General features: G+C 46.5%; 17 protein-coding genes. 3 read left to right on the plus strand and 14 right to left on the minus strand.

Annotated features, from left to right (window positions below):
* Positions 1-14: 14 nt before the first annotated feature.
* The 4 genes from sigF to QNH28_RS20905 form a co-directional block, all read right to left on the minus strand.
* Positions 15-770: an RNA polymerase sporulation sigma factor SigF gene (sigF, locus tag QNH28_RS20890; RefSeq protein WP_042129724.1), complete on the minus strand. Its 756-nt coding sequence runs from the start codon at positions 768-770 to the stop codon at positions 15-17.
* Between the two features lie 11 nt (positions 771-781).
* On the minus strand, positions 782-1,237 hold the full coding sequence (gene spoIIAB / locus QNH28_RS20895) for an anti-sigma F factor (protein ID WP_042129726.1): 456 nt from the start codon (positions 1,235-1,237) through the stop codon (positions 782-784).
* A complete protein-coding gene (gene spoIIAA / locus QNH28_RS20900) occupies positions 1,234-1,587 on the minus strand; it encodes an anti-sigma F factor antagonist (RefSeq protein WP_042129729.1) in 354 nt (117 codons plus the stop codon). The genes spoIIAB and spoIIAA overlap by 4 nt, the downstream gene beginning before the upstream one ends.
* A gap of 176 nt (positions 1,588-1,763) precedes the next feature.
* On the minus strand, positions 1,764-2,900 hold the full coding sequence (locus QNH28_RS20905; protein ID WP_283912220.1) for a D-alanyl-D-alanine carboxypeptidase family protein: 1,137 nt from the start codon (positions 2,898-2,900) through the stop codon (positions 1,764-1,766).
* A 397-nt stretch (positions 2,901-3,297) separates the two neighbouring features.
* On the opposite strand from QNH28_RS20905, the gene QNH28_RS20910 reads away from it, so the two are divergent.
* Positions 3,298-3,840 carry a serine hydrolase domain-containing protein gene (locus QNH28_RS20910; protein WP_481858331.1) on the plus strand — a complete coding sequence of 181 codons (543 nt, stop codon included), beginning with the start codon at positions 3,298-3,300 and terminating at the stop codon, positions 3,838-3,840.
* Between the two features lie 103 nt (positions 3,841-3,943).
* On the opposite strand, the gene QNH28_RS20915 is transcribed toward QNH28_RS20910, so the two are convergent.
* The 9 genes from QNH28_RS20915 to QNH28_RS20955 all read right to left on the minus strand — a co-directional run bounded on the left by QNH28_RS20915 (position 3,944) and on the right by QNH28_RS20955 (position 12,202).
* The gene (locus QNH28_RS20915) at positions 3,944-5,275 is read right to left on the minus strand and encodes a pyrimidine-nucleoside phosphorylase (protein WP_283908380.1); all 1,332 of its coding nucleotides are present in this window, start codon (positions 5,273-5,275) and stop codon (positions 3,944-3,946) included.
* A gap of 154 nt (positions 5,276-5,429) precedes the next feature.
* Entirely contained in the window at positions 5,430-6,254 is an 825-nt protein-coding gene (locus QNH28_RS20920; RefSeq protein WP_283908381.1) for a purine-nucleoside phosphorylase, read from the minus strand.
* Positions 6,255-6,300: 46 nt separating this feature from the next.
* Positions 6,301-7,479, minus strand: a complete 1,179-nt coding sequence (gene deoB / locus QNH28_RS20925) for a phosphopentomutase (protein WP_283908382.1) — start codon at positions 7,477-7,479, stop codon at positions 6,301-6,303.
* Between the two features lie 227 nt (positions 7,480-7,706).
* On the minus strand, positions 7,707-8,600 hold the full coding sequence (gene xerD / locus QNH28_RS20930; protein ID WP_283908383.1) for a site-specific tyrosine recombinase XerD: 894 nt from the start codon (positions 8,598-8,600) through the stop codon (positions 7,707-7,709).
* Between the two features lie 158 nt (positions 8,601-8,758).
* Positions 8,759-8,992 carry a DUF4227 family protein gene (locus QNH28_RS20935; protein WP_283908384.1) on the minus strand — a complete coding sequence of 78 codons (234 nt, stop codon included), beginning with the start codon at positions 8,990-8,992 and terminating at the stop codon, positions 8,759-8,761.
* A 161-nt stretch (positions 8,993-9,153) separates the two neighbouring features.
* The gene (gene fur, locus QNH28_RS20940; protein ID WP_042129744.1) at positions 9,154-9,618 is read right to left on the minus strand and encodes a ferric iron uptake transcriptional regulator; all 465 of its coding nucleotides are present in this window, start codon (positions 9,616-9,618) and stop codon (positions 9,154-9,156) included.
* Positions 9,619-9,707: 89 nt separating this feature from the next.
* Positions 9,708-10,358 carry a stage II sporulation protein M gene (gene spoIIM, locus QNH28_RS20945; protein ID WP_283908385.1) on the minus strand — a complete coding sequence of 217 codons (651 nt, stop codon included), beginning with the start codon at positions 10,356-10,358 and terminating at the stop codon, positions 9,708-9,710.
* Between the two features lie 81 nt (positions 10,359-10,439).
* A complete protein-coding gene (locus QNH28_RS20950; protein WP_283912221.1) occupies positions 10,440-11,639 on the minus strand; it encodes an endonuclease Q family protein in 1,200 nt (399 codons plus the stop codon).
* The gene (locus tag QNH28_RS20955) at positions 11,630-12,202 is read right to left on the minus strand and encodes an NUDIX hydrolase (RefSeq protein WP_283908386.1); all 573 of its coding nucleotides are present in this window, start codon (positions 12,200-12,202) and stop codon (positions 11,630-11,632) included. Before QNH28_RS20955 ends, QNH28_RS20950 begins: the two co-directional genes overlap by 10 nt.
* A 77-nt stretch (positions 12,203-12,279) precedes the next feature.
* On the opposite strand from QNH28_RS20955, the gene QNH28_RS20960 reads away from it, so the two are divergent.
* Complete coding sequence (locus QNH28_RS20960; RefSeq protein ID WP_179085764.1) at positions 12,280-12,453, plus strand: hypothetical protein; 174 nt, start codon at positions 12,280-12,282, stop codon at positions 12,451-12,453.
* 1,438 nt (positions 12,454-13,891) lie between these two features.
* Here QNH28_RS20960 and QNH28_RS20965 read toward each other — a convergent pair.
* A complete protein-coding gene (locus QNH28_RS20965; RefSeq protein WP_283908387.1) occupies positions 13,892-15,019 on the minus strand; it encodes a tripeptidase T in 1,128 nt (375 codons plus the stop codon).
* 94 nt (positions 15,020-15,113) lie between these two features.
* Between QNH28_RS20965 and prli42 the strand changes: the two genes are divergently transcribed.
* On the plus strand, positions 15,114-15,215 hold the full coding sequence (prli42, locus tag QNH28_RS20970; protein WP_094872112.1) for a stressosome-associated protein Prli42: 102 nt from the start codon (positions 15,114-15,116) through the stop codon (positions 15,213-15,215).
* The last annotated feature ends 40 nt before the right edge of the window (positions 15,216-15,255 follow it).

Raw genomic sequence — 15,255 nt, forward strand, 5'->3', positions numbered from 1 at the left:
TGAATAACTTTATCCTACTGAGCAATCTGCTCACGGATATTCTGCAATATTTTCTTCTCCAGCCGGGATACCTGCACTTGAGAGATCCCTAGACGGCTGGCGACCTCCGACTGCGTTTGATCACGATAGTAGCGAAGATAGACAATCAGACGTTCACGTTCACTGAGGCCTCCGATAGCTTCATTTAATGCCAGCTTATCGAACCAACGCTCCTGTGATTCGTCAGCGATTTGATCAATCAGCGTGATCGGATCTCCATCATTCTCAAACACCGTCTCATGGATAGAGGTCGGTGGCTTATTGGCTTCTTGAGCGAATACCACTTCTTCGGGTGTAACCCCTAGCGCTTCCGCAACTTCACCAATCGTAGGCAGACGATCAAGCGTTTTAGACATTTCGTCCTTCATCTTACGAACTTTATTAGCCATTTCCTTAAGGGAACGACTGACCTTCAAGGTGCCATCGTCACGAAGGAAACGCTGAATCTCACCGATAATCATCGGCACCGCATAAGTGGAGAATTTGACCTCATAGCTGAGGTCAAATTTATCAACGGACTTCAGGAGTCCAATGCAACCGATCTGGAACAAATCGTCAGGCTCATACCCGCGGTTCATAAACCGCTGCACTACCGACCAGACCAGTCGGATATTACAGCTTACAAGCGTGTCGCGGGCAAGACTATCTCCGGCCTGACTGAGCGCGATAAGACGTTTGACCTCCGCATCGTCCAAATAGGTCGGCGGAGCTTTTTTTGACTCTGCATCCATGGCTCCAACCCCTAATTGTATAAAGCTTTTTTCGAGACGATGGTTTTCTTCATTGAGATAGAAGTACCGTGTCCCGGTTCACTAGTGACTTCAAATTCATCCATGAAATTCTCCATAATAGTAAAGCCCATGCCCGACCGCTCCAGCTCTGGCTTAGAGGTATACAGCGGCTGTTGCGCCAGCTCCAAATCCTCAATGCCCCGTCCTTGATCCTCAATGGTTAAATGTACCGTTTCGTTGTCCAGCGATGCCGAAATGGTCACAATACCTTCCGGATCACTATCATACCCATGAATAATACAGTTGGTGACCGCTTCCGACACGACTGTCTTCAGATCATTCAGCTCGTCCATCGTAGGATCAAGCCGGGAAACGAACGCCGCTACGACTACACGCGCGAACGATTCGTTCTCCGAGCGTGCAGCGAACTGCACGTTCATGAAGTTACCAGCCTTACTATTTGTCATAACGCAACCTCCAAATCCGAGAGTGCAGTACTCTCGTCGTCATATAGGGGCATGATTTTGAACAGGCCTGACATTTCCAGCAGCCGCTTCACAGGTGCCGTTGCATCACACACAACCATTTTTCCACCTTTACTATGAATCAGTTTATACCTTCCCAGAATCACGCCTAGGCCCGAACTGTCCATAAACTGTAGATGCTTAAGACTAAGAACCAAATGCGACACCTGACCACGCATAATCGCTTCATCCATATCCATTCTTACAAAATCGGCTGCGTGATGATCCAGCTCCCCTGATAAACGGACAATCAACACACCCCTGTGATGCTCCATCTCCACATGAGAATTCATGCTTGCCACTCTCCTCTTCGTTGCTTTGAAAAACTGACCTTGAAAGACAGTACCTATTCCCTTCAAGGACAAGGTTTTCTACGCGGCAAATCAGGAATCCTGCCTCACGACAAAACTAGAAGAAAACCCCTATGAATCTACAGAGTACATGGGGTTAATCTACAAAAAAACTGTTTTTAATCTACGCCGAACATCGAGCCTGTTGTGCGCTTAAAGAGCTTCCACCAGCCTGCTTTCGGCACAGCTTCCCCTGCTTTTAATTCATATTCCTTAATGACCTGGGTTCCTTGGTAGACCACCAGCTTGCCCACAGATTGACCTTCAGCCACTGGAGCCTTCACGCTTTCCGGCAATACTAGTTCGTGGCGAATGCCTTCTTGAGTCACACCTTTTTTCAAAAGAACACTATACGTCTCTTTCGCCGTTATCGGTAGCTCGGATTTGACGCCCTTTTCAATCTTTAGGGTGCCGATGGCATCCCCTTCTTTGTGGATCGTGTGTACTTTATATTGCGAGAACAAGTAATCGAACATGCCTGACACTTCACTGTTGCGTGTCTTTGTGTTCGGCTCACCTAGCACTACAGCGACTGCACGTAGGCCATCTCTTGCTGCTGTAGCGGACAGACAGAATTTTGCCTCAGCAGTATAACCTGTCTTCAAACCATCAGCACCAGTGTAGAAACGAACCAGCTTGTTCGTATTCACCAACCAGAACGGCTTGGTTGAATCCTTACGGAGGTAATCCTGATAGGAACCAGTATATTTGATAATTTGATCATGCTTCAAAAGCTCACGACTGATGACCGCAATATCGTAAGCTGAGGAATAGTGATTAGCGGCTGGAAGACCGTTGCAGTTGGCAAAATGGGTATCTTTTAGACCCAGCTCCTCTGCACGTTTATTCATCAGATCGACAAAAGCACTCTCTGAACCAGCTATTTTCTCCGCCATCGCCACAGAAGCATCATTACCAGAAGCCATAGCGATACCTTTGAGCATATCGTCTACCGACATTTCTTCACCAGGCTCCAGAAAAATCTGCGATCCGCCCATAGAAGCCGCATATTCACTTGTTCGCACCTTATCAGTCAGTTGGAGCCTTCCTTCATCCAGCGCTTCCACCGTTAGTAACATCGTCATAATCTTTGTAATACTTGCGGGAGGCAGCTTATCATGGCTGTTCTTCTCATAAATAACAGTGCCGGTACCAGCGTCCATCAAAATCGCAGAACGCGCTCCCGGTGCGAGGTCTACAGCGGCAGCATTACTGCCAGAGTTCTTGGTTTTTTCTTCTGCATAAGCGCCTGACATAGGTCCTAGAACCGACACAGCGATACAGAGCACAAGCACAGCAAAACGCATTTTTCTCACAATGGTTCCCCTCCTGAACGTTAACCTTCATATCACAGGTACTGTGTTCCAGTTTCGTCAGAAAGGGTGGAAATTATTCCATTTTTAAGGAAATAACCACAATTATTTATCTCAAGAAGTAAGGATGTCATCAATAAAAAAAAGCCCAGCAGCAGTTGCAGAGCATTTTTATTATAGGGGAGATTAAATAATATTTCAAATTTAAAGTATTCCCATTTTTTCAGTCCTCATTTTAAGACTTTTAAAGGTAAATCGTAGGCTTTCACGAATGCTATCTAAGACCTATATTGTCTTCCCAGAGGAGTGAATATACGAATGAACCCACTTGAAACTTATATTGAGACAGAAGCAAAACAGAACGATTTCTCTATTTGTGGAGGAATTGACTGGAATGTCCTTTACCGATTATGTGGAGCTTTACATCTTTAAGCCTTGCGGAATGGAGCAATCCGGTTATTTTACGTTAGATGCCTTACCTACTAACTGTGCACTAGGATACATAAAGGAAGAGAACGGTAGCTGGAGAACCAACATCTATTCAATCCCAGTAAACGGAGGCGCTGACGGTGGAGCTTTCGTAACCGCTCCCGACATGCAGCTATTCTGGAACGGGCTAATGAATCATGTGCTTTTGAATCCAGTACTCACTTCATTGCTACTTACTCCACACATGCATGTGGATGGCGAAGGATATTATGGTTATGGTGTATGGATCACTCTCCGAGAAGGAAAAGTGTTCAAATTCCACATTGTGGGCTACGATCCTGGGGTTTCCTTCCGATCGGCTATCTATCCAGCCAGTGGTGAGACTGTAGTGGTAATATGTAATGCAGGCAACGGGGCTTCTCAGATTTTCAATCTTATCGATAAACATTTGTAGATGCTCCGCCAAAAACGCAAAACAGCGAGCCTCCTATTACGGGAGGCTCGCTGTCGTACGGTCTATTTCAGATCTTTGTCATGACAATATTACATTTCCTTGGCTAGTACCGTGTTACCCCATCCTTCGTAACAAGCGCAAATACCAGTGGTAGCGGTGGAACCGATTCAGAAGTGATACGGTAAGCTTCTAACACCTTGCCCTCAGCTTCCTCTACTTTCTTGTCACTGGCTTCATTGATATGCAATACTGCAAGAGTATCGCCGATCTCTACAGCATCTCCAACCTTTTTAGAGAGTTGAATCCCCACAGCCAAATCTATCACAGATTCCTTAGTTTCACGTCCTGCACCAAGCAGCATAGCAGCTATGCCGATTTCTTCTGCTTGAATACCCTCGATGAACCCCTTAGTTTTCGCTTTCACTTCAATGAATCGTTTAGCAGCAGGGAGTTTCTCCGGATCATCGATTTGTGACACGTCTCCGCCTTGCGCACTCACGATCTGTTTGAACTTCTCCAGCGCAGTGCCATCTTCAATATGTGTCATAAGAATCGAGCGGGCCTCTGCTTCATCCTTGGCTTTGCCACCAAGAACAAGCATCTGGCTGCCCAGAATAAGACAGACCTCCTGCAGATCCTTCGGACCGTGACCCTTTAAGGTCTCGATTCCTTCCTTGATTTCGAGCGCATTGCCAATTCCATATCCGAGTGGCTGATCCATGTCACTGATGATAGCGACTGTATTGCGACCCAGATGTGTGCCGATGTCAACCATGGCTTGAGCAAGCGCAATAGAATCATCAAGCGTCTTCATAAAAGCACCACTGCCGGTTTTGACATCCAGCACAATGGCGTCTGCACCTGCTGCAATCTTCTTGCTCATCACTGAGCTTGCAATGAGAGGAATGGATTCAACAGTTGCCGTTACATCCCGAAGGGCATACAGCTTTTTGTCAGCAGGTGTAATATTGCCCGACTGGCCGATCACGGCAGCTCCAATCTCCCCTACTTGATCAAAGAAACGTTCGCGATCCATCTCGACAGAGAAGCCAGAGATCGATTCCAGCTTATCGAGTGTGCCGCCAGTATGCCCAAGACCGCGGCCGGACATCTTCGCTACTGGTACTCCTGCAGATGCTACCAATGGTGCAAGTACAACAGTTGTTTTATCGCCAACACCGCCTGTTGAGTGTTTATCAACCTTAATCCCAGCGATTGGGCTAAGATCTACTTGGTCACCGGACATCGCCATTTCCATCGTTAGATCGCCGGTCTCCCTTGCGTTCATGCCTTGAAAATAAACTGCCATGGCCCAAGCAGAAAGTTGATAATCAGGAACTTCACCTTTACTATAGCCTTGAATTAGAAAGGATATTTCCTCACGACTCAGCTCTCCACCGTCTCTTTTTTTCTGAATAATGTCGACAGCTCTCATTTTTACACCTGCATTTCACGGACATTTGCGCGAGCAAATCCGGTATATTTTGGTTTAGTTAAATTAACTATCTGTTCATGCGTCAGTGGCTTAAATTTAATCACTTGTGTCATAGATATGACCTCCCAGTAATTCAAAAATGCAGTACCCGAAATTACATTTTCGGAATAAAGCCTAAGACCAGTTTCAAGAAACGCTCACGCACACGTTCTGCAGTTTCCATCACCTCTTCATGATTAAGAGGTTGATCCAGGATTCCTGCAGCCATGTTAGTAATACAGGAAATGCCTAATACCTCGATGCCTGCGTGACGAGCAACAATGGTCTCCGAAACAGTAGACATGCCCACAGCATCGGCACCTAGCGTACGAAGCATTACGATTTCAGCAGGCGTTTCGTAGCAAGGTCCCAGCAGACCTGCATATACGCCTTCTTTGAACTCGAAATTCTGCTGAGCTGCTGTTTCCTTCGCTACCTGGATCAGGCGGCGACTGTAAGCGGTCGACATATCTGGGAAGCGCACACCAAGAGCAGGATCATTAGGGCCTATTAACGGGTTCCGTCCAGTCATATTAAGATGATCTGTAAGAAGCATTAGATCGCCCGGCGCAAAATCAGTGTTCACTCCACCGGCAGCATTCGTTACTAGTAAACTGGCTATACCAAGCTCTTTCATAACCCGTACAGGGAATGCTGTTACCTCCGGTCCATAACCCTCATACATATGAAAACGGCCCTTCATCATCACAACTCGGCGTCCTTCGATCATACCGATCAACAGTTCGCCCTCATGTCCCTCTACTGTAGACACAGGGAAGTGCGGAATCTCGTCATATGGAATGCTTACTCCATCAGTAATAAGGTCTGCCAGCACTCCAAGGCCTGAGCCAAGGATCAATCCAATTTCCGGAGCCACCGGACATTTATCTTTTATATAAATGGCTGCTTCTTGAATTTCTTTTTGAGTTAACGTGCTCATAGATGTTCCTCCTTCATTGATGTTGTGGAGCAACCCACAAACCTTTTTATTGCAGTTTCGCTAAAAAGCTTGTCCCATACTGCGGCGCCTTCGCACCAAAATTATCAGCAATGGTTGCAGCTACATCAGAGAAGGTTTCACGAATGCCCAAGCTTTCTGGTTGTTTAAACCGTGGGCTATAGATTAAGAGCGGCACATATTCACGGGTATGGTCAGTTCCACTATGGATCGGATCGTTACCATGGTCTGCAGAAATAATCAACAGATCATCTTCACCAAGCGTTGATAGAATTTCAGGCAGTGCCTGATCGAATACTTCCAGTGCACGGCCGTATCCTTCTGGATCACGACGGTGTCCATATAAGGAGTCAAAATCCACTAGGTTCGTGAACAGGAAGCCGTTAAACGGTTGACGAAGCTGCTCAATAGTGACTTCGATTCCATGTTCATTACTCTTCGTAGGATAAGAAGCCGTAACCCCTTCTCCTGTAAAGATATCGTTGATCTTACCAACCGCGATTACATCCTTACCGAGATCAGCCAGCGCATTCATTACCGTTGGTTCTGGCGGCTTCACAGCATAGTCATGCCTATTTGGCGTCCGAACGAAATTCCCTGGTTCTCCAACGTATGGACGAGCAATCACGCGACCAACCGAGAATTCTGGAGCCATCGTCAGCTCACGGGCTATTTTACAAGCGCTGTACAGCTCTTCGAGTGGAATGATATCCTCATGTGCAGCAAGCTGGAACACGCTGTCCGCAGAGGTATAGACAATCCAAGCACCGGTTTTCATTTGCTCTTCGCCGTATTCAACTAGAATTTCCGTACCGGAAGCCGGTTTATTGCCGATCACCTTACGTCCAGTTGCCGCTTCGAACTTCTCAATCAATTCTGCGGGAAAACCGTCAGGATACGTATTGAAAGGGACCTCAATTTTCAACCCCATTAGCTCCCAGTGCCCTGTCATCGTATCCTTGCCTACAGATACTTCCTGCATTTTGCCGTAGTACCCTGTTGGTGAAGCTACAGGCTCAAGCGGTGGTAGTGGAGCAATATTAGCCAGCCCTAGCTGCTGTAGGTTAGGTAGCTTCAAACCAGGAACACGATCTAATATATGACCAAGTGTATGCGACCCAGCGTCACCGAAATTTGCAGCATCTGGCGCTTCACCGATACCAACACTATCTAGAACAATAAAACCAATTCGTTTAAATGAGGACATTGTTGTCTTCACTCCTTCTTTAAATTTGATATTCTTTCGTACCAACAAGAAGAAACGGCTGTACCCTCTTCCAGAAGACATACGCTTCCGAAGCTAGCGATACAATGTACCGCATATCAGGTATCCGTTTCTGCTAAAAGATAACCTGTGGATCATTCCCCAGTTTATCCTTTCAGTATGATTCCATCATAACCATCTTACTCACAAAAAGCATCTTTGAAGCAGAATTAACGAGCCCTAGGATGGTGGCTCTCATATACTTCCTTCATATTCTTACGGGCTATACCGTTATAAATCTGAGTAGTCGAAATATCGGCATGACCCAGCATTTGTTGTACGGAACGCAAATCTGCTCCGCCTTCCAGTAAATGGGCTGCGAAGGAATGCCTAAGCGTATGCGGTGTAATATCCTGCTCAATGTTTGCTTCCCGCGCATATTTCTTTATGATTTTCCAAAAACCTTGCCGGGTTAATCTCCCGCCTAGACTATTCAGGAACATGGCTGTTTCCTCCTGATGATCACGGAGCAGCTTGTCCCTCATTAGTGAAGTATAAGCCGCTACACTCTCAGCAGCAATGGTTCCAATCGGAACCACCCGCTCCTTGCCAGAAGTTCCTGTACAACGCGCAAATTTCATATCCGTATGCACATCGTCCACGTTCAGCGAGATTAATTCAGAGACCTTAATACCTGTTGCGTAGAGCAATTCCAGCATAGCCTTATCGCGCACTCCTTGTGGCGTGCTCACATCCGGCGCTGCCAATAACTGCTCAATTTCCGAAATGGTAAGCACCATAGGAGCTTTCTTATCAGGCTTCATGGTCTCCATGTCCAGTGTTGGATCCTGCTCAATCAAACGTTCCTTCATCAAATAATGAAAAAAAGCACGGAGGGACACTGCGTTTCTATTCAGCGTTGCAGTTGCTCGACCAGCTCCGCGTAATGAGCCTAGATATAACATCACATGAGATCTTCGGATCTCATCAGGCTGACTAACCCCCCGCTCTTCAGCGAACTCCAGAAACTGCGATACATCCCTACCGTAAGATTCCAGTGTATTTGGGGACAAGCCTTTATCTCCGGACAAATAATGTAAAAACGGCTGCAAGTGTGACTTCATTATTTCACGCTCCTGTCCTGGCGCAGCTACTCATAGTGACTTCCTGCAGCACATTCAGCATGAGGGTTCTGCAGATGTGTACATTTAGTATACGCTGCATGAATCCACCTTGTTTTCTTCGACATTCTTCTCGCTTGTTCCTGCTTCCTACGAAGCTTTCATTCTCCGTACCAGTAATAAAAGCGCAAACGTTGTCTTGTATCCAGACCATCATCACCACGATCGGCATGATCAAATGCCCGAACAGCGGTGCCTTCAGGGATTCCATAATTCTCTATCGGACTAATCCATTCACCAATCCAGCTCATTGCACTGTAGAGCAAATAGCTTAGAGCTACAAACATGATCATAAAATACAGCTTTCGAACTGTTTTGGGCACAGAAACGATCATATAGACGCCTCCCTTTAACTTACAGTTAAGATCTGCTCGTCCTTCACCTTATGCACCAAAACGGACGGATATGTATACCTCCAATAGACCAATCATTTAAAAAGCTCCCTCCGGTAAAAAACCGGGGAGAGCTTATGAAGTGAATTTCATTATAAGATGACTTAGGACGGATTTCCGTTTGAATTATTCTTATCGCTACACCGATAGCATATCCCATGAAAATCAAGTCTATGATCAAGCACTGTGAAATTAAATTCTTTCTCCAGCCGCTCTTCTAGCGGACCTAGCCAATCCTCGCGGATCTCATCCATACTACCGCATTGCACACAGATTAAATGATGATGATGGTGCTTCGCAGTATCTGTTCGCAGATCATAACGGGCGACACCGTCACCAAAGTTAATCTTTTCTACGACGTGAAGCTCGCTAAGCAGTTCCAGGGTACGATATACAGTCGCAAGACCGATCTCGGGAGCCTTCTCTTTCACGAGCATAAAAACATCTTCTGCACTAAGATGATCTTCCTCATTCTCCAGCAGCACTCTTAAGGTCGCTTCCCGTTGGGGTGTAAGCTTGTATCCTTGGGATTGTAACTGTTGTTTAATCTTGTCTATCCGGGCTTCCATTGTCTCCCTCCCCCTTGGAAAATTACCTCACCGGTCTTCAAACCACTTCTTCCATTATAGGGGGTGTCGCTTTGAGAAGTCAAACGCTTTTACTGCAAGCCCAAGGTCGTCACTGCTTGTACAAGTGAGGGCGTTACCCATCGCATCATGATCGGCGTAACATAGGTCTCAAAACTAGAAATGCCCAGAATCAATAGTGCCATCACAAATGACAATATCGTGTACATAGTAAAAGGTCGAGTCACTGGCGTCCGGCGTTGCCCTAGCACTCGGCTACGAATCATCTGCAAGGAAAAAGCGATCGCCGCTGCACTACTTACTAGCAACACAGGGATCAGCACCAGATTGTGCGGAGCCACAGAGACTAGTGCGAACAGCATGCCGTGCCATGAATATTGACTTACTAGACAACCGACCGTAAAGCCGATCAATACCCCTTTAAGAAAATCAAGAATCAAGATTCCCGGCAACCCAATGACTGATAATCCAAGGATCCAGATCAGCCCAATCCATTTTAGATTTAAGGCCGCTATACTCCAGTACGAATCAGGCGCTGCTGGTAGACCCTGCTGATCAACCGTTACAAAGAAATTCCCCAGATAATCGCCCAGCTCCTGTTGCTGATCCATCGTAAGCGCGCTAACGATAAGAGCCCCAAATACAACACCTACCAGAAATAATACGCCGACAAAAATATACAGAGGCGTCTGTTCCTTCATCATCAGCCTTAAATTACGCATCGAGACGTTCCCCTTTCCGGTTACATGTTACACCATATGAGAAAACGCCCCGTGATATGACTTGTCCTTAGTACAATAACTCTACTTTCCAGGTTGTACGACTTTACCGTATGTTCCCCCACCGCCTGCTGATAGTTCCAATATGCCTGAGCGAGCCTGAACGATCATAGATGCCAAATCTGCTCCCACTACGCTGGCAATTTCCGCTTCACCGCAACCATGTAAAATGTTCATCTCGGTGCCAAAAGCTTGCAGTAACGCGTTCATCTTAGCCTTCCCAAGGCCCGGTATAAATTCAAGTGGAACCTGATAGTGATATGGCGGACGGTTTACAGGTACTACAGGTGTCTTGCGGTCAGCAATATCTAGGATCCGGTCGAATACGCCCCTCACCAATTTAAGACTGCCACAATACTGGCACCGCTCCGATGTGACATAAGCTTCGTCAATAATGCTGCCACAACCTCCGCAGTAAGTCCGGTGGTATTTGCCAAGCCGGGGGTTAAGTCCGAAATTGGCAGTCACCTTCCGTCCTTCCTTACGTTCAAGTGCGAGCCGCAGTTCAGCAAAAGAAGGTCGTGCCAACGCCATTACATTATACTCGCGCCCTAATTTACCCAGTGAATGCGCATCAGAGTTCGTCAGGAACGTAAAATCATCCAGCTCAGAAAGATAACCAGCCATTTCCGAATCTGCACTTAGTCCAAGCTCAACAGCTGCTATTCGATCCAGATCAAAGATATCCGCCATGCGCTCTGCAGCACAGCCGTACAAGCCCTTGTGAGGCGTGAAAATATGTGCGGGGATTAGAATACCCCCTCGGTCATAAATCTCATTCTGAAGCTCTCTAGCCGGTGCATAGAGGCGCTGTGAACTAAGGTTCACATTCCGCATATGGTGGCTCATCCAAGCACTGAAGTCTGTCATACGCTCCACGTCGGGCATGAAGGCGAGTACGTGGCACTCTTTTCGCCCAGGCTCACGGATTTCAATCTCCGCTCCTAGAATGATCGTAGTTCCCCGATAAGAGATCCCTCCACCTTCAGCTAACGTCATCTCTCCAGATTCTAAGGAACGCTGAATATCACGTAAAACGCCAGGTGAGTGACTATCAATAATACCAATCAGCTCAAGGCCCTTGCGCTCTGCAGCTTCTTTGGCGATTCCAGCAAAGGTTAGCTCGCGGGAGCCGCTGATTTTGACCGCTTGTCCTTCCGACGTTCGTCCAATATGAACATGCAAATCGCAATAGAAGCTCTTCAGTTCAGGTGTTAATTCCATTGGCCTGTCAGCGTGTATAAATGCCAAGCGTACACCGCCATCATCGTCTTCGCGTCCGCAATGCGTCCGTCTGCTATATATTGATAGGCTTCCTCCAAGGTAAGCTCAGAGACTTCTAAGAATTCATCCTCGTCAAGCGACATATCCCCTGGCTGGGCATTATTAGTAACATACAAATGAATAATTTCATCGGCAAAGCCGGGGGAAGTATAGAACGATTTAAGTAACTTCAAATCTCCGCTATGAAACCCTGTCTCTTCCTGTAGTTCACGACCAGCCGCAACTAAAGGATCTTCACCTTTATCGAGCTTACCAGCTGGAATCTCCACCTCAGTGCGTTGCATCGGCTGACGGTATTGTTCCACTACGAGCATTTTGTTGTTGTTCAGAGCAAGCACTGCTACGGCGCCGGGATGCTTTATAACTTCACGTGTCGCGGTATTACCGTCGGGCAGTCTCACAGTGTCTACTTGCAAAGATATGATTTTCCCATCAAATATAGGCTGTGTGGACAGTGTTACTTCGTCAAGCTCTGGCTTGCTGTATAAATGTTGGTCTCCCATAAAATTTCTGGTCTCCTTTATCTCTGTTCTGCATACGGTGTATTATAGCAAACTTAAAGGGAAAGAAGGAATTTCAGATGAACGAAATCTTCAGCCGTACAAGCTCATCCGCAGTTACAATGGTAGGTAAACCGGAGGAAATCAAGGCCATCTTAGCTAGGTGGATAGAGCGGTATGGGCCCGATATGCCTCTCTCATACATCCTCTCCCTAAAGGATCAATCCAAGATCATTCCAACCAAAGCAGGGTAAATTCATTCTTTCCATTAGGATTTAATTATAAATGCGCATCCGAATATAGGGGTGTCCCAAAAGCCAAGAAATGGCTGCTGGGGCACCCCGGTCTTTTTTCGGGCTTTGGCTGAGTTTCGTACTGTACGTACGATACTACCATCGGACTCAGTTGCCCTTAAGCAGGGCTTTTTCGCACTTTTTGTATGCTAACGGACCCCATTGCAGCTATTAGCACAAAAAACACACTATACACACCTCTTCTTAAGGAATAGCTGCACTGGAGTCCGCAACTCTGCTCAAAAGGCGATAAATTTGCTTATAGCGTCTTCTGGGTCCTTTAGCCTCAAGAGAGGGTGCTGATTCTGCGATGTCGGATATGTCTCGGTGCTACCGGATGTGTCTTGGTGCTACCGGACACAGTTGCCCTTAAACGGGGCTTTTTCGCACTTTTTGTATGCTAACGGACCCCATTGCAGCTATTAGCAAAAAAACACACTATACGCACCTCTTCATAAGGAATAGCCGCATTGGAGTCCGCAACTCTGCTCAAAAGGCGATAAATTTGCTTATAGCGTCATCTGGGTCCTTTAGCTTCAAGAGAGGATGGTAACTTGACGCTACCGGATGTGACTCGTCGCTATCGGATATGTCTCGGTGCTGTCGGACTCAATTGCCCTTAAATGTGGCTTTTTTCCACTTTTGCTTTGCTAACGGACCCCATTGCAGCTATTAGCACAAAAACACACTATACGCACCTCTTCATAAGGAATAGCTGCACTGGAGTCCGCAACTCTGCCCAAAAGGCGATAAATTTGCTTATAGTGTCTTCTGGGTCCTTTAGCTTCAAGAGAGGATGGTAACTTGACGCTACCGGATGTGACTAGTCGCTGTCGGATATATCTCGGTGCTATCGGATGTGTCTCGGGGCTATCGGACTCAGTTGACCTTAAACGCGGCTTTTTTCCACTTTTGCTTTGCTAACGGACCCCATTGCAGCTATTAGCACAAAAAACACACTATACGCACCTCTTCATAAGGAATAGCTGCACTGGAGTCCGCAACTCTGCTCAAAAGGCGATAAATTTGCTTATAGCGTCTTCTGGGTCCTTTAGCTTCAAGAGAGGGTGGTGATTCCGCGCTGTCGGATATGTCTCGGTACTATCGGATGTGTCTTGGTGCTATCGGATATGTCTCGGTGCTGTCAGACATAGCTGCCCTTTAACATACCTTTTCTCACTATTGGTACGCCTACGGACCCCAGTGATGCTATTGTCATGAAGACGGCATCCGAGAATTCCGAAAATTTCTACTTCGAGACTTGCCAAAAGCGGCGTTAGACGTCGCATGTTTTTTTTGGATTGCCTTAAATCTGGCTGCAGTAAACTCCCTATAAAAAAATGCAGAGCAGCAATCCTCCGTTACGGTAGGATCGCTGCTCTGCTATTTTATACGAAGGTTAACCCTTAACGCTCTCTTTAACAATATTCACTACAAGCTCAGCCACTTTAACAATGTCTTCGGCTTTAATACGTTCCTTAGTGGTATGGATATGCTCGTAACCTACAGCAAGGTTAATCGTCGGAACATCTAGTCCATTGAACACGTTAGCGTCACTTCCTCCACCGGAGTGGAACAGACGCGGCGTAAGACCCATAGAAGTGATAGCCCGTTGTGCAAGCTGTACCACTGGATCATTTTCATTAAAGCTGAAAGCTGGATATATAATCTCACTGCGGAATTCGCATTCTCCACCGTATTCGCGGACAGTGGTCTCCAGTGCTTCACGCATTGAAGCGATTTGATTACCAACTTTCTCCTGCACAATACTACGTGCTTCTGCGTCCAATTGAACGTGATCGCACACCACATTCGTAGGGCCACCGCCAGCGAATTTACCGATATTCGCAGTCGTTTCGTCGTCGATCCGACCAAGCTTCATGGCTGCAATCGCTTTGCTAGCCACTTGAATCGCACTGATGCCGTCTTCTGGATTAACACCTGCATGAGCTGATTTTCCGAAGATTTGCATCGTAATCTTAGCTTGTGTAGGTGCCGCAACTGCAATCGCTCCGACTTCACCATTGGAATCGAGTGCGAAACCGAAGTCTGCATCCAGGTTACTCGGATCCATCGAACGTGCACCCAGCAATCCAGATTCTTCACCTGCAGTAATTACGAACTGAATTTGACCATGTGGTAATTTTTGCTCTTGGATCACTCTAATCGCTTCGAACAGTGCTGCTAACCCAGCTTTGTCATCTGCTCCAAGAATCGTAGTGCCGTCACTAGTAATCCATCCATCCGCGCCAAGCGTAGGCTTGATATTTTGTCCAGGAACAACTGTATCCATGTGGCATGTGAACAGAAGCTTTGGTGCAGCTCCGCCGTTCTCAGCCGGCCAAGTAATAAACAGATTACCTGCGCCATGTCCAGTTCTTTCCTGGGAATCATCTTCGGTAACTTCTAATCCCAGAGCGTTAAACTTGCTCTTGAGCACATCGGCAATCTGCCGTTCATTTCTTGTTTCACTATCAACTTGGACAAGTTCCATAAATTCTTGAATCAATCTGTCTTGTGAAATCACTGGACTTCCCTCTCTTTCGTGAATACGTTACAATGGTTGTACAGAAAGATCATCTTTATGTCATTAACTTAAACTAAATCTAAAGGAGTTACTCATGCAACGTAATAAGTGGTTCAAAATCTTCATCTACGTCATGCTGTTCGCAATGATTGCCTCTACGCTCTTTATGGTTATCGAGCCTTTCCTTGCAGGTTAATCTATTACACAAGGAACATTGATAATAGCGGCTAGGGATT

The sequence above is a fragment of the Paenibacillus sp. G2S3 genome, assembly GCF_030123105.1.
Lineage (GTDB): Bacteria > Bacillota > Bacilli > Paenibacillales > Paenibacillaceae > Paenibacillus_AQ.